The sequence below is a fragment of the Synechococcus sp. RS9907 genome, assembly GCF_014279615.1.
In the GTDB taxonomy this organism is placed as follows: domain Bacteria; phylum Cyanobacteriota; class Cyanobacteriia; order PCC-6307; family Cyanobiaceae; genus Parasynechococcus.
In genome coordinates this window covers 539,978-562,925 of the sequence record NZ_CP047944.1, presented here as the reverse complement: position 1 = coordinate 562,925, position 22,948 = coordinate 539,978, and the positions used below count along the sequence as shown (strand labels likewise).

The 22,948-nt window shown below is 62.0% G+C and carries 28 protein-coding genes and 3 tRNA genes; 20 read left to right on the top strand and 11 right to left on the bottom strand.

Annotated elements, in window-relative coordinates; translation table 11 throughout:
- Positions 1–19: 19 nt before the first annotated feature.
- Entirely contained in the window at positions 20–757 is a 738-nt protein-coding gene (locus SynRS9907_RS03120) for an SDR family oxidoreductase (RefSeq protein WP_188021781.1), read from the top strand.
- Here SynRS9907_RS03120 and map read toward each other — a convergent pair.
- The gene (map, locus tag SynRS9907_RS03115; RefSeq protein ID WP_006851506.1) at positions 738–1,583 is read right to left on the bottom strand and encodes a type I methionyl aminopeptidase; all 846 of its coding nucleotides are present in this window, start codon (positions 1,581–1,583) and stop codon (positions 738–740) included. The genes SynRS9907_RS03120 and map overlap by 20 nt on opposite strands.
- Positions 1,584–1,636: 53 nt before the next feature.
- Here map and SynRS9907_RS03110 point away from each other — a divergent pair, with 53 nt between their 5' ends.
- The 6 genes from SynRS9907_RS03110 to gltX all read left to right on the top strand — a co-directional run bounded on the left by SynRS9907_RS03110 (position 1,637) and on the right by gltX (position 4,526).
- Positions 1,637–1,924 (top strand): PepSY domain-containing protein, encoded by a 288-nt coding sequence (locus SynRS9907_RS03110; protein WP_188021780.1) that lies wholly within the window; start codon positions 1,637–1,639, stop codon positions 1,922–1,924.
- Positions 1,925–1,949: 25 nt separating this feature from the next.
- Positions 1,950–2,423 (top strand): 50S ribosomal protein L19, encoded by a 474-nt coding sequence (gene rplS, locus SynRS9907_RS03105; protein ID WP_188021779.1) that lies wholly within the window; start codon positions 1,950–1,952, stop codon positions 2,421–2,423.
- 60 nt (positions 2,424–2,483) lie between these two features.
- Positions 2,484–2,556, top strand: a tRNA-Trp gene (locus SynRS9907_RS03100).
- 37 nt (positions 2,557–2,593) lie between these two features.
- Complete coding sequence (locus SynRS9907_RS03095; RefSeq protein WP_006043540.1) at positions 2,594–2,782, top strand: hyperconserved protein Hcp; 189 nt, start codon at positions 2,594–2,596, stop codon at positions 2,780–2,782.
- A 215-nt stretch (positions 2,783–2,997) separates the two neighbouring features.
- Positions 2,998–3,071 (top strand) — tRNA-Asp (locus SynRS9907_RS03090).
- A 21-nt stretch (positions 3,072–3,092) separates the two neighbouring features.
- Complete coding sequence (gene gltX, locus SynRS9907_RS03085; protein WP_188021778.1) at positions 3,093–4,526, top strand: glutamate--tRNA ligase; 1,434 nt, start codon at positions 3,093–3,095, stop codon at positions 4,524–4,526.
- On the opposite strand, the gene SynRS9907_RS03080 is transcribed toward gltX, so the two are convergent.
- The 4 genes from SynRS9907_RS03080 to wecB are packed head-to-tail and all read right to left on the bottom strand — an operon-like array spanning position 4,470 to position 7,653.
- Positions 4,470–5,735, bottom strand: a complete 1,266-nt coding sequence (locus tag SynRS9907_RS03080; protein ID WP_188021777.1) for a sodium:proton antiporter — start codon at positions 5,733–5,735, stop codon at positions 4,470–4,472. The two genes, gltX and SynRS9907_RS03080, sit on opposite strands and share 57 nt — an antisense overlap.
- Positions 5,725–5,970, bottom strand: a complete 246-nt coding sequence (locus tag SynRS9907_RS03075) for a hypothetical protein (RefSeq protein ID WP_115010390.1) — start codon at positions 5,968–5,970, stop codon at positions 5,725–5,727. The genes SynRS9907_RS03080 and SynRS9907_RS03075 overlap by 11 nt, the downstream gene beginning before the upstream one ends.
- On the bottom strand, positions 5,970–6,572 hold the full coding sequence (locus tag SynRS9907_RS03070) for a DUF1643 domain-containing protein (RefSeq protein WP_188021776.1): 603 nt from the start codon (positions 6,570–6,572) through the stop codon (positions 5,970–5,972). The genes SynRS9907_RS03075 and SynRS9907_RS03070 overlap by 1 nt, the downstream gene beginning before the upstream one ends.
- A complete protein-coding gene (wecB, locus tag SynRS9907_RS03065; protein WP_188021775.1) occupies positions 6,541–7,653 on the bottom strand; it encodes a non-hydrolyzing UDP-N-acetylglucosamine 2-epimerase in 1,113 nt (370 codons plus the stop codon). The genes SynRS9907_RS03070 and wecB overlap by 32 nt, the downstream gene beginning before the upstream one ends.
- A gap of 113 nt (positions 7,654–7,766) precedes the next feature.
- Here wecB and SynRS9907_RS03060 point away from each other — a divergent pair, with 113 nt between their 5' ends.
- Positions 7,767–8,936: a type IV pilus twitching motility protein PilT gene (locus tag SynRS9907_RS03060; protein WP_188021774.1), complete on the top strand. Its 1,170-nt coding sequence runs from the start codon at positions 7,767–7,769 to the stop codon at positions 8,934–8,936.
- Here SynRS9907_RS03060 and SynRS9907_RS03055 read toward each other — a convergent pair whose 3' ends face one another.
- On the bottom strand, positions 8,937–9,116 hold the full coding sequence (locus SynRS9907_RS03055; protein WP_188021773.1) for a chlorophyll a/b-binding protein: 180 nt from the start codon (positions 9,114–9,116) through the stop codon (positions 8,937–8,939).
- Between the two features lie 38 nt (positions 9,117–9,154).
- Positions 9,155–10,228, bottom strand: a complete 1,074-nt coding sequence (gene tsaD / locus SynRS9907_RS03050; protein ID WP_188021772.1) for a tRNA (adenosine(37)-N6)-threonylcarbamoyltransferase complex transferase subunit TsaD — start codon at positions 10,226–10,228, stop codon at positions 9,155–9,157.
- Positions 10,229–10,305: 77 nt separating this feature from the next.
- Here tsaD and SynRS9907_RS03045 point away from each other — a divergent pair, with 77 nt between their 5' ends.
- Together SynRS9907_RS03045 and psaJ are read left to right on the top strand one after the other, a co-directional pair.
- Positions 10,306–10,782: a Photosystem I reaction center subunit III gene (locus SynRS9907_RS03045; protein WP_114988265.1), complete on the top strand. Its 477-nt coding sequence runs from the start codon at positions 10,306–10,308 to the stop codon at positions 10,780–10,782.
- Between the two features lie 32 nt (positions 10,783–10,814).
- Positions 10,815–10,931, top strand: coding sequence for a photosystem I reaction center subunit IX (gene psaJ, locus SynRS9907_RS03040; protein ID WP_006850741.1), 117 nt, complete (start codon positions 10,815–10,817; stop codon positions 10,929–10,931).
- A gap of 113 nt (positions 10,932–11,044) precedes the next feature.
- On the opposite strand, the gene gmk is transcribed toward psaJ, so the two are convergent.
- Complete coding sequence (gmk, locus tag SynRS9907_RS03035; RefSeq protein ID WP_188021771.1) at positions 11,045–11,602, bottom strand: guanylate kinase; 558 nt, start codon at positions 11,600–11,602, stop codon at positions 11,045–11,047.
- Positions 11,603–11,640: 38 nt separating this feature from the next.
- Here gmk and SynRS9907_RS03030 point away from each other — a divergent pair, with 38 nt between their 5' ends.
- Positions 11,641–13,368, top strand: a complete 1,728-nt coding sequence (locus SynRS9907_RS03030) for an NFACT family protein (RefSeq protein ID WP_255445969.1) — start codon at positions 11,641–11,643, stop codon at positions 13,366–13,368.
- Between the two features lie 125 nt (positions 13,369–13,493).
- Positions 13,494–14,198 (top strand): twin-arginine translocase subunit TatC, encoded by a 705-nt coding sequence (gene tatC / locus SynRS9907_RS03025; RefSeq protein ID WP_170950543.1) that lies wholly within the window; start codon positions 13,494–13,496, stop codon positions 14,196–14,198.
- Here tatC and SynRS9907_RS03020 read toward each other — a convergent pair.
- Positions 14,179–14,595: a DUF3067 family protein gene (locus tag SynRS9907_RS03020; RefSeq protein ID WP_188021770.1), complete on the bottom strand. Its 417-nt coding sequence runs from the start codon at positions 14,593–14,595 to the stop codon at positions 14,179–14,181. The genes tatC and SynRS9907_RS03020 overlap by 20 nt on opposite strands.
- A 47-nt stretch (positions 14,596–14,642) precedes the next feature.
- Here SynRS9907_RS03020 and petC point away from each other — a divergent pair, with 47 nt between their 5' ends.
- The 6 genes from petC to SynRS9907_RS02990 all read left to right on the top strand — a co-directional run bounded on the left by petC (position 14,643) and on the right by SynRS9907_RS02990 (position 18,759).
- Positions 14,643–15,179: a cytochrome b6-f complex iron-sulfur subunit gene (gene petC / locus SynRS9907_RS03015; protein WP_006850760.1), complete on the top strand. Its 537-nt coding sequence runs from the start codon at positions 14,643–14,645 to the stop codon at positions 15,177–15,179.
- A 38-nt stretch (positions 15,180–15,217) separates the two neighbouring features.
- Complete coding sequence (gene petA / locus SynRS9907_RS03010; RefSeq protein ID WP_188021769.1) at positions 15,218–16,153, top strand: cytochrome f; 936 nt, start codon at positions 15,218–15,220, stop codon at positions 16,151–16,153.
- A gap of 5 nt (positions 16,154–16,158) precedes the next feature.
- A complete protein-coding gene (lgt, locus tag SynRS9907_RS03005; protein WP_255441884.1) occupies positions 16,159–17,037 on the top strand; it encodes a prolipoprotein diacylglyceryl transferase in 879 nt (292 codons plus the stop codon).
- Positions 17,034–17,795 carry a precorrin-4 C(11)-methyltransferase gene (cobM, locus tag SynRS9907_RS03000; protein ID WP_188021768.1) on the top strand — a complete coding sequence of 254 codons (762 nt, stop codon included), beginning with the start codon at positions 17,034–17,036 and terminating at the stop codon, positions 17,793–17,795. Before lgt ends, cobM begins: the two co-directional genes overlap by 4 nt.
- Positions 17,796–17,820: 25 nt before the next feature.
- Positions 17,821–17,892: transfer RNA gene (locus tag SynRS9907_RS02995), tRNA-Val, on the top strand.
- A 90-nt stretch (positions 17,893–17,982) separates the two neighbouring features.
- Complete coding sequence (locus tag SynRS9907_RS02990; protein WP_188021767.1) at positions 17,983–18,759, top strand: RodZ family helix-turn-helix domain-containing protein; 777 nt, start codon at positions 17,983–17,985, stop codon at positions 18,757–18,759.
- Here SynRS9907_RS02990 and SynRS9907_RS02985 read toward each other — a convergent pair.
- A complete protein-coding gene (locus SynRS9907_RS02985) occupies positions 18,743–20,380 on the bottom strand; it encodes a Ppx/GppA phosphatase family protein (protein ID WP_188022329.1) in 1,638 nt (545 codons plus the stop codon). The genes SynRS9907_RS02990 and SynRS9907_RS02985 overlap by 17 nt on opposite strands.
- Before the next feature lie 87 nt (positions 20,381–20,467).
- On the opposite strand from SynRS9907_RS02985, the gene SynRS9907_RS02980 reads away from it, so the two are divergent.
- The gene (locus SynRS9907_RS02980; RefSeq protein WP_255445968.1) at positions 20,468–21,361 is read left to right on the top strand and encodes a 4-hydroxybenzoate polyprenyltransferase; all 894 of its coding nucleotides are present in this window, start codon (positions 20,468–20,470) and stop codon (positions 21,359–21,361) included.
- Positions 21,361–22,245, top strand: a complete 885-nt coding sequence (locus tag SynRS9907_RS02975; protein ID WP_188022328.1) for an LD-carboxypeptidase — start codon at positions 21,361–21,363, stop codon at positions 22,243–22,245. The genes SynRS9907_RS02980 and SynRS9907_RS02975 overlap by 1 nt, the downstream gene beginning before the upstream one ends.
- On the opposite strand, the gene ispD is transcribed toward SynRS9907_RS02975, so the two are convergent.
- Positions 22,229–22,909 (bottom strand): 2-C-methyl-D-erythritol 4-phosphate cytidylyltransferase, encoded by a 681-nt coding sequence (gene ispD, locus SynRS9907_RS02970; RefSeq protein WP_188022327.1) that lies wholly within the window; start codon positions 22,907–22,909, stop codon positions 22,229–22,231. The two genes, SynRS9907_RS02975 and ispD, sit on opposite strands and share 17 nt — an antisense overlap.
- Positions 22,910–22,948: the final 39 nt, after the last annotated feature.

The following is a 22,948-nucleotide window of genomic DNA, read 5'->3' as shown; positions in this document are numbered from 1 at the left end:
TGCTCCGCTCGCTTCAAGGATGCCCCAAGCTGGCTCCATGGCCCAGTCCCCCTTTCTCGGCAAACGGATCGGCATCACAGGCGCTCGTGGAGCCCTCGGCGCAGCTCTGGCCCGTTGCCTCCGTTCCGCAGGCGCCCACGTCGTCGGTTTCACCCACGGATCCATACCTCCAGAGCAAGCGGACGGCCCACACCGTTGGGTGAGCTGGAGCTGCGGAGACGAAGCCAGCTTGGACGCCGATCTGGAGGAGCTCGACGTTCTGGTGCTGAACCACGGGATCAATCCTCAAGGCGGCCAAAGCCCTGAAGTGATCAATCAGGCACTGGAGGTCAACACCTTGAGCAGCTGGAGGCTGATGCAGCGATTTGAGGCCATCAGCAGAGCATCGCCGCAAGCTGATCCGAGGGAGGTGTGGATCAACACCTCAGAGGCTGAAATTCAGCCTGCCGTCAGTCCCGTGTATGAACTCACCAAGCGAATGCTGGGGCAACTGGTAAGCATCCGCGGTGCGGTGCTTGATGCCACCGGACGCGAAGCCCTGATCCTGCGCAAGCTGGTGCTCGGCCCCTTTCGCTCATCGCTCAATCCGATTGGGGTGATGGGCGCCGATTTCGTCGCAAGCCAAGTGGTTCGCCAGGCGAGCTGGGGATTTCGCCTGGTGATCGTGACACCAAACCCACTGACGTATGTCTTGATGCCTCTGACCGAGCTTGGACGGCGGATTTACAGCCGGATCCTCAGTCGCCCCGATCGGTAAGGATCTCGCATCCATCACTGGTCACCAAAACGGTGTGCTCCCACTGCGCCGAGAGAGAGCCGTCGCGAGTGACGACTGTCCACTGATCCCGCAAGGTGCGGCAGGCCTTGCTGCCGGCATTAAGGATGGGCTCAATCGCCAGGGTCATGCCAGGACGCAGGGTGACGTTGGGGAGCTCGTCGGTGCGGAAATTGAACACGGAAGGTTCTTCGTGCAGGTTCCGGCCGACACCGTGGCCGGTGTAATCCTCCACAACACTGAAACCGTTGGCCTTGACGTGGTCTTCAACGGCTCCAGCGATATCCAGCAGGGTGTTACCTGCTTTGACCTGGCTCAGACCAGCCATCAAGGCTTCCTTGGCAACACGGCTCAAGGTCTGTGCTTCCTGGGGTGCATCTCCCACGCAGATCGTGATGCAGCTGTCGCCGTGGTAGCCCTCGAAATAGGCGCCGGTATCCACCTTCAGCAGATCGCCCTGGCGGATCACACGCTTCGGACTGGGGATGCCATGCACCACTTCGTTGTTGATGCTGGCGCAGATGCTCGCCGGAAAACCGTGATAGCCCTTGAAACTTGGGGTCGCCCCCATCTCGCGGATGCGTTTTTCCGCATAGGCATCAATATCTCCCGTCGTCTGACCTGGCTCCACCATTCCCATCACCTCCCGCAGCACGGTGGCGACGATGTGGCTGGCCTGGCGCATGATCTTCACTTCACGGGCTGATTTGATCTCAACGCCGCGACGCTTCTGAATGCGCGGGCCCGTCGCCGTCACTTGCCCCTGCGCTGCCTGGGTGGATGCCAGAAGATCAGCAAAGAGATTCATGGCTCAGCCCAATATCCGTCACGCTATCAACAGCAACCGAATTGATGCCGGTCATGTCGCTGCTTGCGCGCTTGCGGGAACTGCATCGAAGCGTTGCACCCTTCGTTCTGGCGCCCTTGGTGGTGACGGTGTTCTCCGGTGTCAGTTACCGCCTGGCCCGGGACTGGTTCGGAGCCAGCCGAGACCAGGTTCACTGGTTAATGGTCGTGCACGAGGGGGAATGGCTTGGTTCCACCCTGGAACCGGTCGTCGTTCTTCTCAACGCCATCGGCCTGCTGTGGATGCTGATCACAGGCATAGGGCTGCTGATGGAGCGATGGCGTCGAAAGGTACACTCATAGTTTGGCGATTCAACGCGGAGCTGGGATGGCAGCCGATTCGAAGGACACAGTGGTGACCGACGACAACACCGAAACGGCTGTGGAAACAGCACCTGAGGCAGCGGCGAAAGCCAGCAATGCTTCCGGTGCCCCTGCCAAGAAACTGAGCCCTGAGGCCCTCATTCGCTCCTTTGAGTCGTCTCAGCAGAAGGATGATCTCCCTGAGATCTACGTGGGCGACACCGTGCGGGTTGGTGTCCGCATCAGCGAGGGCAACAAGCAGCGTGTTCAGCCCTACGAAGGCGTGGTGATTTCCAAGCGCCATGGTGGCCTCAACCAGACCATCACCGTGCGCCGGATTTTCCAGGGCATCGGCGTTGAGCGGGTGTTCATGCTGCACAGCCCCCAGGTGGCTTCCGTCAAGGTGGAACGGCGCGGTAAAGTGCGCAGGGCGAAGCTTTTCTATCTGCGGGAACGGGTGGGCAAGGCCACCCGCGTGAAGCAGCGCTTCGATCGCTGAGGTTTCGACCTCGTTCAATCAGTTGCCAACTTCAACGTTGGCTGAGGGGTACATCGCCTTGCGCCGTTAGTTCAGTTGGTAGAACGCAGGTCTCCAAAACCTGATGTCGGGGGTTCGAGTCCTCCACGGCGCGTCCGATGTTCCCCTCGTGCAGTTTCCCGGTTCTGAGCATGGAGTTGGATCTTCAACCTGGTGATGTTGTGAAGGTGTTGGAGTCAGCCGCCCTCGGCTGGGTCCGTGCCCGAGTGATACGCGTCAAGTCTGGCGGCCGTGTGGTCGTTCAGAGTGATCAAGGGCGTGAATTCACAGCCCGCGGCAATCAGGTTCGGCTCATCGAACCTGCAGGTTTCCGTCCCTGAACCGTTGGTTTATCGGCGTTGCGCCGATGTTTTCCCTCCTGTCCCGGCGACTCTGTCGTCGGGATTTTTTATGGCGGCGCCTGGATGACAAAACCAGGCTGATCCATGGCTCAGTTGTTGACGGAGGGCAGGGCGACAGTTGATACTGATCAGGTCGCGCAAGCGACACAGATCAGATTCTTCGGAGCGCGTCTCGCGAGTTCTGAATCAGATCTGGGACCGTAGTTCAACCGGTTAGAGCACCGCCCTGTCACGGCGGAAGTTGCGGGTTCGAATCCCGTCGGTCCCGTTCTCACCAACAAGAGCCACGATGGTGCGCGTTCGATTGGCCCCCAGCCCGACGGGCACGCTTCATATTGGAACGGCGCGAACCGCTGTTTTCAATTGGCTCTACGCCAAGCACGAGCAAGGCGCGTTCGTGCTGCGCATTGAAGACACCGACAAGGAGCGGTCCAAGCCCGAGTACACCCAGAACATTCTCGAAGGCCTGCAGTGGCTCGGGATCGATTGGGACGAGGAACCCGTCATCCAGAGCGAACGAGTGGGTCAGCACCGTGATGCCATACAGACCCTGCTCGATCGGGGACTGGCCTACCGCTGCTACGCCAGCGAAACGGAACTCACGGCCATGCGCGATGCGCAAAAAGCGGCCAATCAAGCGCCGCGCTACGACAACCGCCACAGGTCTCTGACCCCCGAGCAAGAGCAGGCATTTCAGGCAGAAGGCCGTGAAGCCGTGATTCGCTTTCGCATCGATGACGCTGCCGAAATTCGCTGGAATGATCTGGTGCGTGGCGCCATGAGCTGGCGAGGCTCAGACCTTGGCGGAGACATGGTGATTGCCCGCCGCGCCCCGGCGGATCAAATCGGCGACCCCCTCTACAACCTTGTGGTGGTGGTGGATGACGCCGCGATGGACATCACCCATGTGATCCGCGGTGAAGATCACATTGCCAACACCGCCAAGCAACTGCTCCTCTACGAAGCGCTTGGCCTGCCATTGCCGACCTTTGCCCACGCTCCTCTCATCCTCAATGCCGAGGGACGCAAGCTCTCAAAGCGGGATGGGGTGACCTCCATCAACGACTTCCGCGCCATGGGTTACACCCCTGACGCCATCGCCAACTACATGACCTTGTTGGGATGGTCCGTACCGGAGGGCATGGAGGAACGGTTCAGCTTGCGTGAAGCCGCAGCCGTTTTTGGTTTCGACCGCGTCAACAAAGCCGGGGCGCGTTTCGACTGGGACAAGCTCAACTGGCTGAATGCCCAGGTTCTGCACGGCTGGACAGCGGACCATCTTCTGGAGGAACTGACGCCGCTTTGGACCGAACGGGGTTGGACCACTCCCAGCGACAAGGGCTGGTGCCTGGACCTCTGCACCTTGCTGGGGCCATCCCTCACCTTGCTCAAAGATGGCGTCAATCAAGCGGAACCGTTCTTTGATCGTCCGGAACTCCAGGACGATGCCCTCGAGCAACTCGCGATCGAAGGAGCCAAGGCAGCCATTGCCGATCTGGTTCAGCGGCTCGAAAACAACCCTTGGAACGGCAGCGACGTTGATCAAGCCAAGGCTTGGCTGGGGGATGCCGCCAAAGCAGCCGGTGTGAAGAAAGGGGTTGTGATGAAATCCCTGCGCGCCGCTCTGCTGGGGCGTCTTCAAGGCCCCGATCTGATCACCACCTGGTCATTGCTGGCCCGAATCGGTGAGGACCTGCCGCGTTTGCGCCGCTGCCTCGGCTGAGGCAGGTTCGTCATCCTCAGCTTTGACTAGGCCAAGAGCCTGAGCCAACGGCTGAGCCGTGAGGCCCTGAAGACCAACGGTCATCAGGATGGTGAGGAACACCAACCCCTGAAGGCGTCCTGCCCCCAGGATGCCGGCCTGCTCCAAGCGAATCGCGAAGAGAGAGGCCACCGCTGCGGTGACGATGCCTCGCGGAGCGAGCCAGCCCAGGAACAGCCGTTGTTCAAGCTTGTAGGGCAACCCGATGGTGGCCAGACCCACGCCGATCGGACGCACCACGAGCATCAACGACAGCACGCAGAGGATGCCGCCCCAACCCAGCGGACTGAGTTCAGCCCAGGAGACGTCAGCAGCCAGCAGCGGAAACAGCATCGTGATCGCCAACTGCGCCAGTTCCTGAATCAAACCATCCAATTCAGCGGTGTGGGGGCCTGGACGTCGACCCACAACGATGCCCGCCGCCACCGATGCAGGCAGGGCGGATTCCGGCAGCAGCCATTCACTGACGCCATACATCAGAAACAGCAAACCCAGACTGAGCTGAAGCGGGAGCCCCTTCAACTGATCGGGTTTGAGCCGTCGCAGCAGTTCTGACAGCAGCCAGCCGACGCTCGCTCCAATCAGCACACCACCGCCCAATCGATACAGCAGGCCGAGCATCACCTCCCGCCAGCCATGCAGGTTGCCAAGAACAAGCTCCAACAGCAGTAGGGCTAAAACAGCGCCGATGGGCTCAAGCACCAGTCCCTCAGCCTCCAGCACTTCGCCCAGAGGAGGTGCGAGCCGAATTTGACGCACCAGGGGTGTGACCACCGTTGGCCCCGTGGCCAGCACGATGGCACTGAACACAGCCGCAAGCGACCAGCTGAGGCCCGCAAGCCAATGGGCCGCCAACAGACCGCCTCCCAGGGAGATCAACAGACGCAGGGTTGCGATGCGCTGCACCGTGGCCTTGATCGTGTCTCCAGGCAGACGCAGATTCAGTCCGCCATCGAACAGCACCAGGCTGACAAGAAGACCCACCACGGTTCCAAGCCCGGAGCCGAGATCAAGGGGTTCCACCCAACCCAGACCAGAGCGACCGATCAGCAGCCCCGACAGGAGCAACAACACCACCCCAGGAAATTCCGACTTGGCCGCCAGAAAACGGGCTGCAGCACCCGAGGAAACCGTGACGCCCCAGAGGAGGCCCAGACGCTCAGGCGTCATCGACAGAAGAGAACTGAGGTTCCACGCGCACGCCGATCACCGCTTGGGGGCGTACGACCAGATACTCGCCCTCCAGATCACTGAGGGGAACGTTGACGAAACCGCCCTGGTTCTCGGCATTGACCACCCCTTGGTACCACTCCTGGAAGGTCTCGAGTTTCGGAAAAAACACCCGTTCGGTTTGCCCTCCCACAAGGTGGAGATGGACGGCGTAGCGGCGGGGCGTACGGGACATCAGCGCGGAAAGACATCCATCACGGTCCCCACAGGATGACGGATCGGTTCCGTGTCTGCCCAGAGAAGAGGGCGAAGACAGGCGTTACGCGGGGCATAAAGCGGATGGCGCGGTTGCCCCGAGGCCGTCTGCCCCAGCATCAGAGGATGCGGCGAGTCGGGAACAGAGCGTCGGCGGTTCGGCAGCAAACGCTGAATGATTCCAAGAACCAGCTGAGCCCGGTCCCATCGCGCCCCATTCGCCCCCCATCCACACCAGAGATCAACCCCAGATGTTCGGGACCAGTGGTTGAACCAGCGGTTCAAGATCGCGTCGTTCTGCTCACCGATGGGGTCCTTCACCCGCAGCAGCGCCGCCGGAGACGGCGACATCCGGGCGAACAGATTCAGCACCAGCAACTCCCGATATCCCCATTGCCTGGCAAAGCAGATCAAGCGGCGCAGGGTCGGATCATCACGCTGGCCATCAGCTCTCGAGGGATTCAGACCCACGAAAAGGAGGCACCCTTCGCCGGCACCCAGGCAGCGCCGCAGCCACCAGCGGTAACAGCCATCGCTGCTGAGGGACGCTTCAGACCCCGAGCTGTCGCCGACAGCGTTCAAGGATGCGTTCGCTGGCGTGACCATCGCCGAAGGGGTTAACGGCGCGGGACATCTCTTGATAGGCCGTGGCATCCCCAAGCAGCCGCGAGGTCTCCTCCAGGATCACATCGGGATCGGTACCCACCAGCCGGGCGGTGCCCGCATCAACGGCCTCCGGCCGCTCTGTGGTTCGCCGCAGAACCAGCACGGGTTTACCGAGCGCAGGGGCCTCCTCCTGGAGACCACCGGAATCGGTGAGCAACAGGCAGCAACCTTTCATCGCTGCAACGAGACGGTCGTAGTCAAGAGGTTCGGTCAGAACGACTCGGGGATGGCTTCCAAGCAGGGCCTGCAGCGGTTCACGCACCGTCGGGTTGCGGTGCATCGGCAGCAGCAGCGCCGTATCGGGGTAGCGCTCAAGCACCTGCAGCATTCCTGCAGCGATGTCGTGCAGCCGCTCACCCCAGTTTTCACGGCGATGCACCGTGGCGAGGATCACCCTCTGTTGATCCCAGTTGAGGCCATCGAACTGAACATCCGGCGCCGATTCCGCCATCAACAACAAGGCATCGATCACGGTGTTGCCGGTCACGGAGATCTCCCCGACCACCCCGGATGCTTTCAGGTTGGATTCAGCCTTGAGCGTCGGCGCGAAATGAAGGGTTGCGATCTGAGAAAGGAGCCGACGGTTGGCTTCTTCCGGGAAGGGATCCAGAAGATTGTCCGTGCGCAGGCCGGCCTCCACATGACCAACCGGGATCTGCTCGTAAAACGCAGCCAAACCAGCGGCAAACGCCGTGGTGGTGTCGCCCTGCACCAGAACCAACTGCGGGGGGTAGGCCTGAAAGTCTTCCCGCAGCCCCTGCAGCGCAGCACAGGTGACATGGGTCAGGGTCTGACGGGGTGCCATCAGATTGAGATCCTGATCCGCCTGGAGATGGAACAGATCCATCACCTGGCCCACCATTTCGCGGTGCTGACCTGTCAGGACGACACGGGTCTGCAATGCATCACAGGCTTGGAACGTCCGGATGACCGGAGCCAGCTTGATCGCCTCCGGACGCGTTCCCAGAACGATCGTGACGCGGGGCTGTTCAGCCATTCCATCCAGACGGACCGCTGGAGTTTACGGGCGTTAACCCGGAGAGAACAGTGAGAAATCCTTGCCAGTTCCAGCATCGAGACGATCCTGAAAACAGATCCCTCGCCATCAACGTGGCTCAGCCGGTTTTCCCCCCCAGCTTCCCGCCGCGCCCAACCGCCGCCCGTAGCCCAGAACGATCTCGGGAGGTTCACAACCCGGCGCCCCGATCCGCTGCAGATGGCTCTCCAAGCCTCGAGAAGATCGTTCAAATCGCCCATGATGCCGGCTATTCCGATGTCCACCTGGGGGTTGGGGAAGTGCCGCGCTACCGGGCCCGGGGAGACATGCAGGGCACGGAATGGCCGGTCACCCGCGCCGAGGTCTTTCAGGGATGGCTCCAGGAAATCCTGACGCCACAGCAGATCGATGGCTTCAACCGCGACAAGGAATTTGACGGCTCCCATGCCTTCCCCTTCGTGCGCGTGCGCATCAACCTGATGGATTCACTGCGGGGGCCGGCGATGGTGCTGCGCCTGATTCCGCAGACGATCCTCACCATGGAGCAGCTGAATCTCCCCAGCGTGCTGGAGAGCCTCGCGGCCCGGCCGAAGGGACTGATCCTGGTGACCGGTCCGACAGGGTCCGGCAAAAGCACAACCCTGGCGGCCATGATCGATTGGATCAACCGCAACGAGGCACGCCACATCCTCACGATCGAGGATCCCGTCGAGTTCGTGCACGAGAGCCGCAAGTCCCTCATCCGGCACCGGGAAGTGGGGTTGCACACCCTCAGATTCCACAACGCCTTGAGGGCTGCTCTGCGGGAAGACCCCGATGTGATTCTGGTGGGCGAAATCCGGGATCAGGAAACCCTTTCAACGGCCCTGGAAGCGGCCCAGACCGGCCACCTGGTGTTCGGAACGCTGCACACCAATTCTGCAGTGAAGACCGTGGAACGGGTTCTCGGCATGTATCCGCCTGAAGAGCAGGAGAGTGTGCGCCGTTCGTTGTCCGAATCGCTGCTGGGGGTGATCGCCCAGGGATTGATCAAGACAACAGATGGAAAACGGACGGCGTATCACGACATTCTGATCAACACCGACGCCTGCAAGGACTACATCCAGCGGGGGGCTCTCGATGAGGTGGAGGAGATCATGGAGCGCAGCGGATTCGATGGGATGGTGACCACCAATCAATCGCTGCTGGCCCTGGTGGAGTCGGGTCGCATTGACGGTGATCAAGCGGTGGCCGTCAGCCTCAAACCCAACGAGCTGGCTCAGGCCCTGCGGGGCCGAAGCTGATCAGCCACCGCTGAACACACGCACCAAAAGAACAACAGCGATCCCTGCGGAGAGGCCGATCATCGCCAGACGACCGTTCCAGATTTCGGCCTGTGGGGTGAAGCCACGCTTCCAGGCGTTCAGCTCATCAGCCTCCACGGGTTCCGGAGCATCTGACCTGGTTTCCGGTTGGTCCAACACGCAGAGACCGAGCAGTGCCCTTCAAGCCTAAAGGCTTCCTAAAAAGGTGGGTCTGGTGTGTAAAGCGCATTGGCCTGATCCAAGGGCCAGCGAGCTGCAACGCCGGATTCAAGAGACGTGCAAGCAGGGTTCTGGCCCAGACGCAGCAAGGCCGCAGCCCCGATCATGGCGGCGTTGTCGGTGCAGAAGGCCAGCGGAGCGATGGAGACCGTTATGCCCCGCTGCTTCCCCTGTTCAAGCATGCTCTGGCGCAAGCGACGGTTCGCTGCGACGCCCCCAACCATCACCAGTTGCTGAACACCATGGTCTTCAGCACAGCGAAGACTGCGCTGCACCAGAACATCGGCCACCACCTGTTCAAAACTGGCCGCCAGGTCGGCAAGAGGCAGCGGATCAGGGTTTTGCCGCAAAGTTTCCACAGTGCGGAGCATGGCGGTCTTCAGACCACTGAAGGAAAAGTCGTAGGGGTGAAAACCGCCGCCCGGCAATGAAATCCGCCCCTTGGGCAGGCGAAAGCGCGTTGCATCACCCGTTTCGGCTACAGCCTGGATGGCAGGGCCTCCGGGGTATCCCAGACCAAGCAGGCGGGCCACCTTGTCGAAAGCTTCTCCAGCGGCATCGTCATGGCTTCGGCCGAGCCGCGTCATCCCGCCGTCGTCAGCCACCAGGATCAGCTCCGTGTGGCCCCCGCTCACAAGCAGCACCAGATAAGGAACCTGCGGTGGGGCATCTCCAAGCATCACCGAGGCCAGATGGCCCTCCAGGTGATGAACGCCGAGAAAGGGGCGCTGATGCAGCGCAGCGAGGGTGCGACCCGTCACCGAGGCCACCATCAGAGCCCCGGCCAGACCTGGAGTGATCGTGGCCGCGATGGCATCCAGCTGCCCCAGAGCGACACCCGCCTCGTCAACCACGGTCTCCACCAGCCCCGGCAGGGCCTCAACGTGGCGGCGCGACGCAATTTCGGGCACAACACCACCCCAACGGGCATGCTCCTCAACCTGAGATGCAATCCGCGACGCCAGAACCTCGATTCGCCCATCCGCGTGACGGCGCAGGACCGCTGCAGCGGACTCGTCACAACTTGTTTCGAGGGCAAGCACTGCATGCATCGAAGCGATGCGCCTCCCCTACTCTCCGACTTGTGACATCTTGCCCTTTCGGGGCACCGTTCAGAGGAATTGTTCCGATGCGTCGTCTCTTCGCCGTCGTGCTTTCAGCACTCCTGGTGTTCGGCTTCGCCCCCGTCGCCAAGGCGGATGTGGCTGGCCTCACCCCCTGCTCAGAAAGCGCCCGCTTCCAGCAGCGTGCTGCCGCTGCCACCACGCCTCAGGCCAAAGCTCGCTTCGAGATGTACAGCCAGGCCTCCTGTGGTGAGGATGGCCTTCCCCACCTGATCGTCGATGGCCGCTGGAGCCACGCCGGTGATTTTGTGTATCCCGGGATCATGTTCCTGTACGTCGCCGGCTGCATCGGTTGGGCCGGTCGTGAGTACCTGAAAGCAACTCGCGGCAAGAATGCTGCCCAGTACGAAATCTTCATCGATCGCAGCATCGCCATCAAGAGCCTTCTGGCTGCTGCCACCTGGCCTCTGGCTGCCTTCGGTGAATTCACCAGCGGCAAGCTGCTCGAAGACGACAGCAAGGTGACTGTTTCACCACGCTGATTCAAACGACTTCAACCATTGCTCCCTCAACAATGAACAAGTTTCTGACCGCAGCTCCAGTGGTTGCAGCCATTTGGTTCACCGCCACCGCAGGAATCCTGATCGAGTGGAACCGCTTCTTCCCCGATCTTCTCTTCCACCCGATGTGAATCTGGGTTGATTTTCTAGAGGCAAGGGAACCTTCGGGTTCCCTTTTTTTGTGCCTGCCCCTGTTGCGAAAGACAGGTTTACGACGATCAGCGTTGCAAAAAGGAGCTCTGCTTTATCCCAGCCCCATCAGCGTCTCCACCTGGTTCAACGCTGATTCGAGATCGTCATTGATCACAACAGCATCGAATTCCTGTTGGGCCTCGAGCTCCTCGCGAGCGCGAGTCAAGCGGCGCTGAATGGCATCCTCCGCATCGGTTCCGCGCCCACGGATCCGGCGCTCCAATTCTTCAAAACTGGGGGGAGCCAGAAAAATCTGAAAACCGTCCGGAAAACTGCGACGCACCTGGCGGGCACCTTCCAACTCAATCTCCAGAAGCACAGGGCGCCCCGCCGCCATCTGTTCTTCCACAGGACCTCGGGGGGTGCCGTAGCAATTCCCCGCGAATTCCGCCCACTCGAGAAAACCTCCCTGCTCCACCAAGGCCTCAAACCCCGAACGGCTGTGGAAGAAGTAGTTGATGCCGTTCTGCTCCCCCTGGCGCGGAGAACGGGTGGTGGCCGACACCGACAGCCAGATCTGGGGGTGCCGTTCCAGCAGCTGGTTCACCAGCGTTCCCTTGCCGACTCCACTGGGGCCGGTGATCAAGGTGAGCTTTCCACTGGTGGACATCGCGGCGTCTGCGTGGGTCAGCAGAGTAGGAAGCCCCAATGCCCCACCCGGTGCTCCAGGTGATCGCCTCCACCAGCCTGCAGCCAATGGATCTCACCACGCTGCGCGCGGTGCTCTGGGATCTGCGCCCAAAGCTGGTGCCCAGCCGCTTCGAGAAGGCCCAACAACCGGACCCGGCAACGATTCAACTGGGATGCCGCAGCCTCAAGGGGATGGTGTGGCTGGAACTGAGCTGGCAAGCCGAGGCCCCTCGGCTGGTGGAGGTCAACCCTCCCCCGCGCAGCGGCAGCGGCAGCACCTTCGCCCAACAGTTGCAACACAGCCTTCGCCAGCTGGCTCTGGTGGAGCTCCACCAGCGTGGTTTTGAACGGGTGGTGGAATTCCGGTTTGCCCAACGCCCTGGGGAACCGATCCAGCGGGTGCTCGTGCTGGAGCTGATGGGACGGCACAGCAACCTGCTGCTGCTGGATGAGCAGCGCCGGATCATTGCCCTGGGGCGACAGGTCCGAGACCATCAGTCCCGCGTGCGCCCTCTCTCCACCGGTGATTCCTACAGCCCACCCCCGATGCTGCAGGGGTTGGCACCGGATCCAACGGAGGGCTTTGAACGCTGGAAGGAGCGGCTCTCTCTCGTTCCGATCGCCCTGCGCAAGGCCCTGCAGCAGACCTATCAGGGGATCAGCCCAGCCCTTGCTCTACAGCTCGCCGGCGACCATCTGAACACCCCGGTGGACAGCCTGGATGCACGCCACTGGTGCCACCTGTTTGAACGCTGGTCCCTCTGGTTGGACCAGCTCGAGCGTGAGCAGTTCGCCCTGGTGGTGGAGAACGACGGTCGTTACCGGGTCTGGGGGTCTCCCCAGGGTGAAGTGCATCCACAGCCCGCTCTGGCGCTCACCCTGGGATCCCTGCACCAGCAATCCCAAGAGCAACGGGCCCTGGCACGGGTCAGCCAAGACCTGCGTCAACGCCTGGAGCGTTGGCGCAGCAAAGAACAGGCAGCCCAGCAGGACCAACACCAGCGCCTGAAGGCCACCGAAGGGCACGAGGCTCTTCAACGCCAGGCGGACGCTCTCCTCTGCCTCGGAAACCCAAGCCGCGACCAGGTCGATGAAGCCCAGTCGCTCTATCGCAGGGCCAAAAAACTGCGGAGATCGCGCCCGATCCTTGAGCAGCGGCTGGAGCACCATCAGCAACGGCTTGAGCTGATCAGCGCGAGCGAAACCTTCATCGAAGATCAACTGAGTGCCACCTGGCAGGACGGCCCGGCGCGCCTCGCCGCCCTGAATGATCTGCGGGAGGAACTCGATGAGCTGTTACAGCCCAAGGAACGCCGTCGCAGCACGCGACAGCAGCGTCAACGGGACCAACCCAAACCGCTGGAACTGAACACTCCCGGAGGTCTCAAGGTGCAGGTGGGGCGGAATCACCGCCAGAACGACTGGATCTCGCTGCGCCAGGCCCGCAGTGGTGACCTCTGGTTTCACGCCCAGGAATGCCCAGGCAGTCACGTGGTGTTGAAGAGCTCCAACGGGCTGGCCGAGGAATCCGATCTGGCGATGGCAACGGACCTAGCGGCCTATTTCAGCCGCGCGCGGGGCAACACGCGGGTGGCGGTGGTGATGGTGCCCACCGATCAGCTGCAGCGCATTCCCGGTGCCGGCCCGGGCACCGTGCGCCATGGACAAGCTGAAATCCGCTGGGGGGATCCCCAGGGCGCGGAAGAGCGGCTGCTTGCCCCTAGCCTGAGCCCACATTCGGGCTGACCTGTTGCGCCGCCCGTCCTGCGTCCGTGTCTGAGCGCCCCGAAGGTCCCCCAGCTCTGCAGCCACCACCGCCCATTCGCATTGGGAGGGCACCTGGCGATGCAGATCTGCCCAATGAGGTGGAGATGCCCCTGGTGGATCACCTGGAGGAACTGCGTCAACGGGTTCTGCGCAGCTTGCTGGCCGTTGTTGTTGCAGCGCTGACCTGCCTGCTGGGGGTTAAACCTCTGGTGCGCCTGCTGGAAGCGCCAGCAAGCGGAATTCATTTCCTTCAACTGGCACCGGGCGAGTTTTTATTCGTCTCACTGAAGGTGGCCGGCTACGCCGGCCTCACCCTGGCCCTGCCCTATGTGCTGTTTCAGATCCTGGCCTTCGTGCTGCCGGGCCTGACGATCCGCGAACGACGCCTGATCGCCCCTGCCGTCGCCGGCTCCGCGGTTCTGTTCATGGCGGGCCTGGCCTTTGCCTGGTGGGCCCTGGTGCCAGCCGCCCTTCGTTTTCTGGTGAGCTACGGCGCCGATGTGGTGGAGCCGCTCTGGTCGATCGAGCGGTATCTGGATTTTGTTCTGCTGCTGATGCTGGCCACCGGGCTGGCGTTTCAGCTCCCTGTTCTGCAACTGCTCCTCGGGGCCCTGGGGCTGGTGCGCTGGCGGCCGATGCTTGGGGCCTGGCGCTGGGTTGTTCTGGGCTCAGCCCTGGCTGGAGCTGTGCTGACGCCATCCACCGATCCGATCACGATGCTGCTGCTGGCTGGAGCGATCACGGCACTGTTCCTGATCGGCGTCGGCCTGGTGGCCCTGACCGAATCCTTCAGACCAGAAACTCCTTGATCAGCGTTTCCGCCTCCGGCCCTGTCGCCTCCAGCGGAAGACTCAACGCCTTACCAAGACGGGGTTTGTCACGGGTGGAACCGAGCCATTGGCGCACCTCACCCGCCAAACCAAGACGATTCACAACATCCAGCACCTCACCGAGATGCTGCCGATAGGCCTCAAGGTCCATCGGAAACGACTGTTGCTCGAGATAGGCCCACATCACCTGGAGGTACAAACGACGGCGTCGAACCACCAGCTGAAGGTCGTAAGTCGCCCGCCAGCGCTGGCGTAAGCAGGCCATCACCTCGTCAACACTGAGCGGCGGCTCGGGCACGGGCTTGGCGATTTCAAGCACAGAAGATGAAGCGGCAGGGGTAGGTAGACGCCTGTCGTTGCAAAGCTTGACAAGCACTTAAGCATCCATAATGGACGCCATTCTGAGCTGGATGAACGTCCGCCATGACCCAACTCTCCTCGAGCGATGTGCCCGGAATGGGTCGTCGGCAGTTCATGAATCTGCTGACGTTCGGCTCCGTCACCGGTGTGGCCCTGGGAGCCCTCTACCCGGTGGCGAACTACTTCATCCCCCCCAAGGCCGCGGGCAGTGGCGGTGGCACCAGCGCCAAGGATGAGCTGGGCAACCCGATCACAGCCAGCGGCTGGCTCTCCAGCCACCCCGAGGGCGATCGCAGCCTGGTGCAGGGCCTCAAAGGCGATCCCACCTATTTGATCGTTGAAGGCGAAGACGCCATCGGCAGCTACGGCATCAACGCCATCTGCACCCACCTCGGTTGCGTTGTTCCCTGGAACAGCGGCGCCAACAAGTTCATGTGCCCCTGTCATGGCAGTCAGTACGACGCCACCGGCAAAGTGGTCCGTGGCCCTGCCCCTCTCTCCCTGGCCCTGGCGAACGTCAGCGTGGAGAACGACAACGTGTTCGTGAGCCAGTGGACCGAGACCGACTTCCGAACTGGTGATAAGCCCTGGTGGGCCTGATCTTTCCCTTCCCTACGCCTGCATCCCCTCACCGTCCCATGCGTCGTCACCTCTCGCTTTTCCTTGGATCGCTGGTCATCGGACTGGCTCTGCTGATCGCTCCGGCTGCCAGCTGGGCCTATCCCTTCTGGGCTCAACAGAACTACGACAGCCCCAGGGAAGCCACCGGCAAGATTGTTTGTGCCAACTGCCACCTGGCCAAAAAGCTGACCCAGGCTGAAGTTCCTCAATCGGTCCTCCCCGACAGCGTCTTCACCGCCAGCGTCAAGGTTCCTTACGAAAAGGGCCTGCAGGAGATCGGTGCCGACGGCAGCGATGTGGGTCTGCAGGTGGGCGCTGTTGTGATGCTTCCTGATGGCTTCACCCTGGCTCCTCAGGACCGCTGGACCGACGAGATCAAGGAAGAAACAGAAGGCGTCTACTTCACCCAGTACAGCGACGACCAGCCCAACATCCTGCTGGTGGGACCGATTCCTGGTGATGAGCACCAAGAGATCGTCTTCCCTGTGCTGTCCCCTGATCCCGCCACCGACAACAACATCCACTTCGGCAAGTACCAGATCCACGTGGGTGGCAACCGTGGCCGTGGCCAGGTGTATCCCACAGGTGAGAAGAGCAACAACACCGTCTACACGGCTCCTGCCAGCGGCACCATTGCCTCCATCGAACCCGGCGACAATGGCGCCAGCGTGGTCAGCATCAAGGCTGCTGACGGCAGCAGCTTGAGCGAGACCATTCCGGTTGGTCCTGAAGTTCTGGTCAGCGTTGGTGACAGCATCGAAGCCGGTGCTGCCCTGACCAACGACCCCAACGTGGGCGGCTTCGGCCAAGTGGACGCAGAGATTGTTCTGCAGAACCCCGTTCGGATCTATGGCCTGCTCGCCTTCTTCGCGGCGGTGGCTCTGGCTCAGATCATGCTGGTGCTGAAGAAGAAGCAGATCGAAAAGGTTCAGGCCGCTGAAGGCAACTTCTGATCGCTATGGCTGTTGAAGCCCTGTTTCCCCTGGCGACCTTCCAGTCGCCAGGGGAATTTTTGCCTCACACCCAAAACTGGTTCCTTCCCCTGCGTTGGTACGGGCTGCTGATTGCAACAGCCGTCTTGATTGGACTGAACCTCTCCAGCCGACTGGCCAAGCTTCGACAGCTGGAGAACGGCTTGGTCAGCGATCTGCTGCCCGTGCTCGTGCTGTTTGCCGTGATCGGAGCACGGATTTACTACGTGGCCTTCGAGTGGCACAACTACGCCTCCAACCCGCTCAAGGCCCTGGCCATCTGGGAGGGAGGGATCGCCATACACGGTGCTTTGCTGGCAGGAACAATCACGCTGATCCTGTTCTGCCGCTGGCGCCAGCAACCTTTCTGGGATGTGCTGGATGTGTTGGTTCCCTCCGTGGCCTTGGGACAGGCCATCGGTCGCTGGGGGAATTTCTTCAATTCCGAGGCCTTCGGGGTTCCAACTGACCTGCCGTGGAAGCTGTTCATCCCGGCGCAGAGCCGCCCTGTGATGTACAGCACGTCGGAATTTTTCCACCCGACGTTCCTCTACGAATCGATCTGGAACCTGCTGCTCTTCGGACTGCTGATGCTGCTCTTTCGCCGCGGACTCAAAGCTCCTGGGATGCTCCCATCGGGCGCCATGAGTTGTGTGTATTTGGTGGGCTACAGCCTTGGCCGTGTCTGGATCGAAGGTCTGCGCATTGATCCTCTCTGCATCGGTTCGCTTCCACCGGCTTGCGACGGGGGAATCCGCATCGCCCAATTGATGAGTTGCACCCTGGTTGCACTCGGCGTCCTGGGGCTTTGGTGGCTATATCAACGGAAGCGACCCCTGCCTGATCCATCAGGCCAACGCAGTTGAGTCACGTTGTCAGTTTCGTCGGCGCAGGCCCCGGTGCTCCAGACCTGCTCACTCTTCGCGCGGCTGACCGCCTGAACAAGGCCGACGTGCTGATCTGGACCGATTCACTGGTCTCTCCAGCCATCGCCGATCTGGCGCCGGCGGATTGCGAACGCATCCGCACAAGCACCACCACGCTCGAAGAGCTGATCCCGCTGCTCATCGACCGGCAGCGCCAGGGCAAACGGGTGGTGCGGCTTCACGATGGAGACACGGCGCTCTACAGCGCCATCAACGAGCAGATCTGCGCCCTGAGCGACGCCGAAATCCCTGTGGAAGTGATTCCCGGGATCAGCGCCTACCAAGCGGCAGCCGCCGGACTCGCCAGCGAACTCACCCTCCCAGGCGTGGTGCAAACCATTGTTCTCAGTCGCGCTGGGGGCCGCACGGGCGTGCCGGAACGGGAACAGCTGGATCGGCTGGCCGCCCTGCGCGCCAGCCTTTGCATCTATCTGAGTGCACGACACGTTGAAGAGGTGCAAACCACCCTTCTGGAGCACTACCCCGCCGACACGCCCGTGGCCATCGGACATCGGGTGAGCTGGCCTGATCAGATGCTCACCGTTGTCCTTCTCAGGGAGATGGCTGCGGTGAGTCGGGAACGCAATCTGATTCGCACAACGCTTTATGTGGTGAGTCCGGCCCTTGCCGGTGGTCCCCAGCGCTCACGGCTTTACTCGCCTGACCACGACCACCTGTTCCGTCCGAAACCCCAATAGGCGGTGGTTTAAGATCAATTTGTGCGGGCGATTAGCACAGTGGTAGCGCACTTCCTTCACACGGAAGGGGTCACTGGTTCGAATCCAGTATCGCCCATATTTTTTGGTGGGATTTAATCCTTTTGGTGCTGACTGCACTGTTGGATCGGCCTAAGTTCAGCTTTGAACGAGGTCGATCGACCCATTGATGAACGAGCGGAGTCTTGCGGACGACCAGGGCAAAGCCACGGGCCTGGTTGAAGCAGGGCGACAGTTGGCCGAGGCGCGGGCTGCTGCGAGCCTGAGCCAGAACCAACTCGCCAGCCAGCTGCACATGGGCGAGGAGCAACTGGCAGCACTGGAACGGGGCGATCAAACCGAACTGCCTGAACCCGTGTTCATCAAGGCCATGGTGCGCCGGATCAGTTCGCATCTGGGTTTGGATGCTGATGCCATGGTTCAAACCCTCGGCCCCCTCACCACCAAACCGCCCAAACGGGCGACTCCCTGGGCAACACCGCGGGGCATCGCTCCTCAGAACCGAAGAACATTCAATCCACTTCCCCTCGTGGCCCTCGCCGGGCTTGCTGGCCTTGGCTTTGTTGTGTGGAGCAACGCCTCCGAGTTGACGCGCTTCGCCCAGGGGTTGAAGCCTGCCAATCCAACCCTTGAGCCAAGCGAAACCGATCTGGAGGTGACCAAGGTTGCAGATGAGCGCGATGCCCTCATCGTTTCAGCGCCACCAACGGCCGACCTGGGCCTCACGATCAGCAGCAGCGAACCCAGCTGGATCGCCCTACGGCGTGAGGGAGTTGTGGAATTCGAAGGGCTACTGAAAGGTGAGCGCAGGATTGACAATCCCGACCTGGTGGAGATCTACGCCGGCCGGCCTGATCTAGTGCAGCTCAGTTCTCCCGACGGCGAGACACGCACCCTTGGCGCTGTGGATGACATCCGCTGGATCCCGCTCAGCCCTGCACCCTGACGCGCAGATTCACGCCAACCGCCTCCTTCACCACCTCAGCGCAGCCTTCCAAGCTCCACTGTTCAAGGCTGACGTTCTGGTTGACCCGCTCAGGGACGATCTCCAGATCCAGACTTCCCTTCACCGCATGGATGCGGAGTGCTGAGATCACCGGCTCAGGCCTGCGATCCAGAGCCGCGGCCAAGCGCAGCAGCAGGGCCATCTGATGAACACAGCGACGGTTGTCTCGGGTGGCCACAAGCTGCCAGGACTCATGGCGTTTCTTCGGCAGGCTGCGGCGGTGATAGCGGGCAATGGCCGCCACCATCAGGTGCTCCGCCTCGGAATAGCCCAGCAGCTCACCATGACGAATCAAGTACCAGGTGTGCTTGTGGTAGGCGCTGATGTTGATGTGCTGGCCACAGGTATGGAGCATGGCGGCAGCCCAAAGCAGTTCACGCCCTTCGCCACTGTCGTCATGCATCACGCCTCGCGTGGCGTCATAGAGGCTTAGGGCATGGCTGGCAACCCGTTCAGCCCTGCTCTGGTTCACCGCAAAGCGCTGCACCTGATGGAGCACAGTGCGCTGCCGAATGCTGCTCTGAAAGCTGAAGCGGTCTTCCAGAAGACCCTGACGAAGCATCCAATCAACGATCAAACCTTCCCTGAGCGCCCGCTCACTGAGCACGAACTCCCCCACACCCAGCATCTTCATGGTGGTTTGCAGGATCAGCGCACCGGGAACGATGATTTCGGCCCGACGATCGTTGATGGGAGCCAACTCCCGTCGCTGCGCAGGAGTCATCGTGATCAAACGATCAACCACCTGATTCAGGCTCTGCCGGGTAACGCAATACCCATGCAATTTGCGGGGTGGGCGCTCCTCTTCACTCGCCGCAAGGGAGCCAATCGCCATCGCCGTGCCGCTGGTGGCTACCAAAACAGGAGTTTCACCGGGTTTGATCCTGCGACGCACTTTGTCGACCGCAGGTTCAAGCGACCCCTGAATGAAGGCCTGCAGGAATGACCGCCGTTGAGGGGGCATCGGATCATCCCGAACAAAGTCCCGCTGGAGTCGCACAGCCCCCACACGGGTGCTGGTCAGGGCGCGGGCATCACGACCATCGGCAAGGATCAGTTCCGTAGAGCCACCGCCGATATCGAGCAGAAGATGCGGACGGTCTCCAAACGGCATTCCTGAGAGGACGCCCAGATAGATCAACCGTGCCTCCTCGGGGCCGCTGACCAGATCCACCTCTATCCCCAGATCGTCGAGGATGGTCTGGAGGAAATCGCGACCATTGGGTGCTTCTCGAACGGCACTCGTCGCCGCTGTGACGATCTGCTCAACCCGGTGACTGGCGGCGAGATCTCTGAACTGGCGAAGGGTTTCCAGCCCCCGTTGCATCGCCGCCGCGGTCAGCTCACCGGTCTCGGGATCACGCTCCCCCAGACGCGTGGTGGCCTTTTCGGCCTGGATGATCCGAAACGTGCGCAGCTTCGGATCAACGGCTGCCACCAGAAGATGAAAGGAATTGGTCCCGATATCGATGGCGGCGATCCGACGCTGATCAGCGTTCACTGCCTGCGACGCGCCGTTGTTCTGTTCCGTTGGCTGGGCTGGGGCCTTGGCATCCAGCATCAACGTCAGAGCGGCAATGAAGTCCACTCTGACACTGACGGCCGAGGCCATCGGGCCCTGACTAGGGTTCTTCAAATCCCGTTGATTGTGATCAGCAGCTCTGCCCGTCTTCAGCCTTGGATCGAACTGCTCCGCTGGAACAAACCCACCGGCCGGCTGATTCTGCTGATCCCAGCAGGCTGGGCCCTCTGGCTGAATCCAAGCGCTCCCCCCAGTGTTGTGCTGATCCTGCAGATCCTGCTGGGGGGCCTGGCGGTGAGCGGAGCAGGCTGCATCGCCAATGACCTGTGGGACCAGCGCTTCGACGGCCAGGTGGAACGCACCCAACATCGGCCTCTGGCCAGAGGTGCGCTGCACCGAGGGCCAGCCTTCGCTCTGCTGCTGATCTTGCTGGGCCTCAGCCTGGCTGTTGTGCTGAGTCTGCCGGCCGCCAGCCTCGGGCTCTGTCTCGCCCTGGCCTGCACGGCCGTGCTGCCGATCCTTGGCTATCCATCGGCAAAGCGGTGGTTCGCCTTCCCCCAGGCGATCTTGGCGCTGTGCTGGGGCTTCGCAGTGCTGATCCCCTGGGCCGCAGCCACGGCCGCCTTGAGCGGGAGTCCTGCCCTGGTGTGCAGTTGGCTGGCAACCGTGGTCTGGACCTTCGGCTTCGACACGGTCTATGCCATGGCCGACCGACGTGACGATGCCCGCCTCGGCCTGCGCAGCAGCGCCCTGAGCCTCGGATCCCGCGTGGTTCCTGTGGTGCGGGGCTGCTACCTCGTGACAGCCATCACCCTTGCCATAGCGGCATGGTCGGCTCAGATCCCAGCACCGTTCTGGCCTCTCTGGTTGCTTGCCGCCGTCTTCATGCAGCTCAGCTGCAACCCCTTGAACAAACAGGATGCCTCCATGGGCACCTACGGGAAGCACTTCGCCCAGCAGGTGCAGGCAGGGACGCTGCTCTGGCTCGGCCTGGTTCTGGCCAGGGGATGGGGAGCCTGATGCACATCACCCCGGCTCCTCCGCTCCGCACTGGAGACCGTGTGGCCTGCGTGGCCGCCAGTTCAGCCCTGCAGGACGACATCAAGCTGCAGGAGGGCATTGCGGTCCTGCAGAGCTGGGGCCTCGATGTTCAACCCCAGACCTTGGCCAGCCGACGTTGGGGCTACTTCGCAGGGCGCGATGACACGCGCCATGCCGATCTGCATCCGGCAGAACCGGCAGCGCTGCTCGCCTGTGCGCGCGGTGGATGGGGGGCTGCTCGGCTGCTGGAGCAGCCCATCCGCTGGCAGAGCGGCTGGCTGTTGGGCTTTTCCGACGTGACAGCTCTGCTCTGGGCCCGCCAGGCAGCAGGGTTTGCGGGGGGCATCCATGGCCCCTTGCTCACAACACTTGCGGAGGAGCCGCAATGGAGCCGAGACCGCTTGCGCAACCTGCTCTTCGGCAACACCGTTCCTGAGCTGCAAGGTCGGGGTGGCGGCGACGGGGTGGGAAGCGGTCCCCTGCTCGTGGCCAATCTGACCGTGGCCACCCACCTGTTGGGAAGCCGTTTCGTGCCCCCCCTCAAGGGAGCCGTTCTGGTGCTGGAGGACGTGGGTGAAGCGCCTTACCGCATTGATCGGATGCTGACTCAGTGGAGGCTGAATGGCAGCTTGCAGGGCCTGGCGGGTCTGGCATTTGGCAATTTCGAAGGGTGCGCCGATGAAACCAGAGACGCCTCCGAAAGCTTCAACCTTGAGCAGGTTCTTGAGGAACGCACGGCCGATCTCGGCATTCCCAGAGTGATGGACCTGCCCGTTGGTCACCGATCCGGAAACGCAGCCCTGCCCATGGGGGCGATGGCACGCCTGGACGGCGAAAACGGCCGGCTCAGCCTGCTGACCTGAGGGCGAGCACGGCCTCCGCCACGGTGAGGTCAAACGGTGTGGTGACCTTGATGTTGGCGGGGCCGGCATCCAAGACCTGCACAGGCCACCCCAGACGCTCGTACAACGACGCATCGTCGGTGACCGTCCAGCCCTGAGCCACCGCCTCAGCGTGGCCGCGACGCAGCTGATCAACGGCAAAGCCCTGCGGCGTCTGCGCAGCCCAAAGCTCCGATCGATCCGGCGTCTCACAAATCACACCATCAGATCCCACGCGCTTGATCGTGTCGCTCACCGGCGTTGCAGCAATCAGCGCCGTGCCGGCCTCCACCACAGCTGCACAGCGATCAAACAACTCCGGTTCAGCCAAACAGCGGGCGCCGTCATGAATCAAGACGTGCCGAGCCTGCTCCGGCAACCCCGCCAGACCACAAAGCACCGACTCCTGCCGCGTGCTGCCGCCCTGGATCCAGTGCACCGGCTTGCTGGGTGCATCCAGCACCGCAAGGATGGCCTCTCGATCGACCTCCTGGCCGACGATCCCGATCCATTCGATCCGCTTGGAATTCAGGGCCGCCTCCAGGGTCCAGGCAATGACGGGGCGTCCAGCCAGCGGCAGCAGCAGCTTGTTGCGATCCGCACCCATGCGCCGACCGCTTCCCGCCGCAGCAATCAACAGATGCACAATCGACTCCTGCCCCAGACAGGCGTAAACGACCTCCAT

Bases quoted from the DNA above. Each gene is read 5' to 3' on its own strand.
- SynRS9907_RS03095 (WP_006043540.1), top strand. From the start codon at position 2,594: ATGGAGTTGGATCTTCAACCTGGTGATGTTGTGAAGGTGTTGGAGTCA.
- lgt (WP_255441884.1), top strand. From the start codon at position 16,159: ATGGCTGTTGAAGCCCTGTTTCCCCTGGCGACCTTCCAGTCGCCAGGG.
- gltX (WP_188021778.1), top strand. From the start codon at position 3,093: ATGGTGCGCGTTCGATTGGCCCCCAGCCCGACGGGCACGCTTCATATT.
- SynRS9907_RS03045 (WP_114988265.1), top strand. From the start codon at position 10,306: ATGCGTCGTCTCTTCGCCGTCGTGCTTTCAGCACTCCTGGTGTTCGGC.
- psaJ (WP_006850741.1), top strand. From the start codon at position 10,815: ATGAACAAGTTTCTGACCGCAGCTCCAGTGGTTGCAGCCATTTGGTTC.
- tsaD (WP_188021772.1), bottom strand. From the start codon at position 10,228: ATGCATGCAGTGCTTGCCCTCGAAACAAGTTGTGACGAGTCCGCTGCA.
- gmk (WP_188021771.1), bottom strand. From the start codon at position 11,602: ATGTCCACCAGTGGAAAGCTCACCTTGATCACCGGCCCCAGTGGAGTC.
- tatC (WP_170950543.1), top strand. From the start codon at position 13,494: ATGCCCCTGGTGGATCACCTGGAGGAACTGCGTCAACGGGTTCTGCGC.
- SynRS9907_RS03075 (WP_115010390.1), bottom strand. From the start codon at position 5,970: ATGTCCCGTACGCCCCGCCGCTACGCCGTCCATCTCCACCTTGTGGGA.
- SynRS9907_RS02990 (WP_188021767.1), top strand. From the start codon at position 17,983: ATGAACGAGCGGAGTCTTGCGGACGACCAGGGCAAAGCCACGGGCCTG.
- rplS (WP_188021779.1), top strand. From the start codon at position 1,950: ATGGCAGCCGATTCGAAGGACACAGTGGTGACCGACGACAACACCGAA.
- wecB (WP_188021775.1), bottom strand. From the start codon at position 7,653: ATGGCTGAACAGCCCCGCGTCACGATCGTTCTGGGAACGCGTCCGGAG.
- SynRS9907_RS03080 (WP_188021777.1), bottom strand. From the start codon at position 5,735: ATGACGCCTGAGCGTCTGGGCCTCCTCTGGGGCGTCACGGTTTCCTCG.
- SynRS9907_RS03030 (WP_255445969.1), top strand. From the start codon at position 11,641: ATGCCCCACCCGGTGCTCCAGGTGATCGCCTCCACCAGCCTGCAGCCA.
- SynRS9907_RS02985 (WP_188022329.1), bottom strand. From the start codon at position 20,380: ATGCTGGATGCCAAGGCCCCAGCCCAGCCAACGGAACAGAACAACGGC.
- SynRS9907_RS03110 (WP_188021780.1), top strand. From the start codon at position 1,637: ATGTCGCTGCTTGCGCGCTTGCGGGAACTGCATCGAAGCGTTGCACCC.
- petC (WP_006850760.1), top strand. From the start codon at position 14,643: ATGACCCAACTCTCCTCGAGCGATGTGCCCGGAATGGGTCGTCGGCAG.
- petA (WP_188021769.1), top strand. From the start codon at position 15,218: ATGCGTCGTCACCTCTCGCTTTTCCTTGGATCGCTGGTCATCGGACTG.
- SynRS9907_RS02975 (WP_188022328.1), top strand. From the start codon at position 21,361: ATGCACATCACCCCGGCTCCTCCGCTCCGCACTGGAGACCGTGTGGCC.
- SynRS9907_RS03120 (WP_188021781.1), top strand. From the start codon at position 20: ATGCCCCAAGCTGGCTCCATGGCCCAGTCCCCCTTTCTCGGCAAACGG.
- map (WP_006851506.1), bottom strand. From the start codon at position 1,583: ATGAATCTCTTTGCTGATCTTCTGGCATCCACCCAGGCAGCGCAGGGG.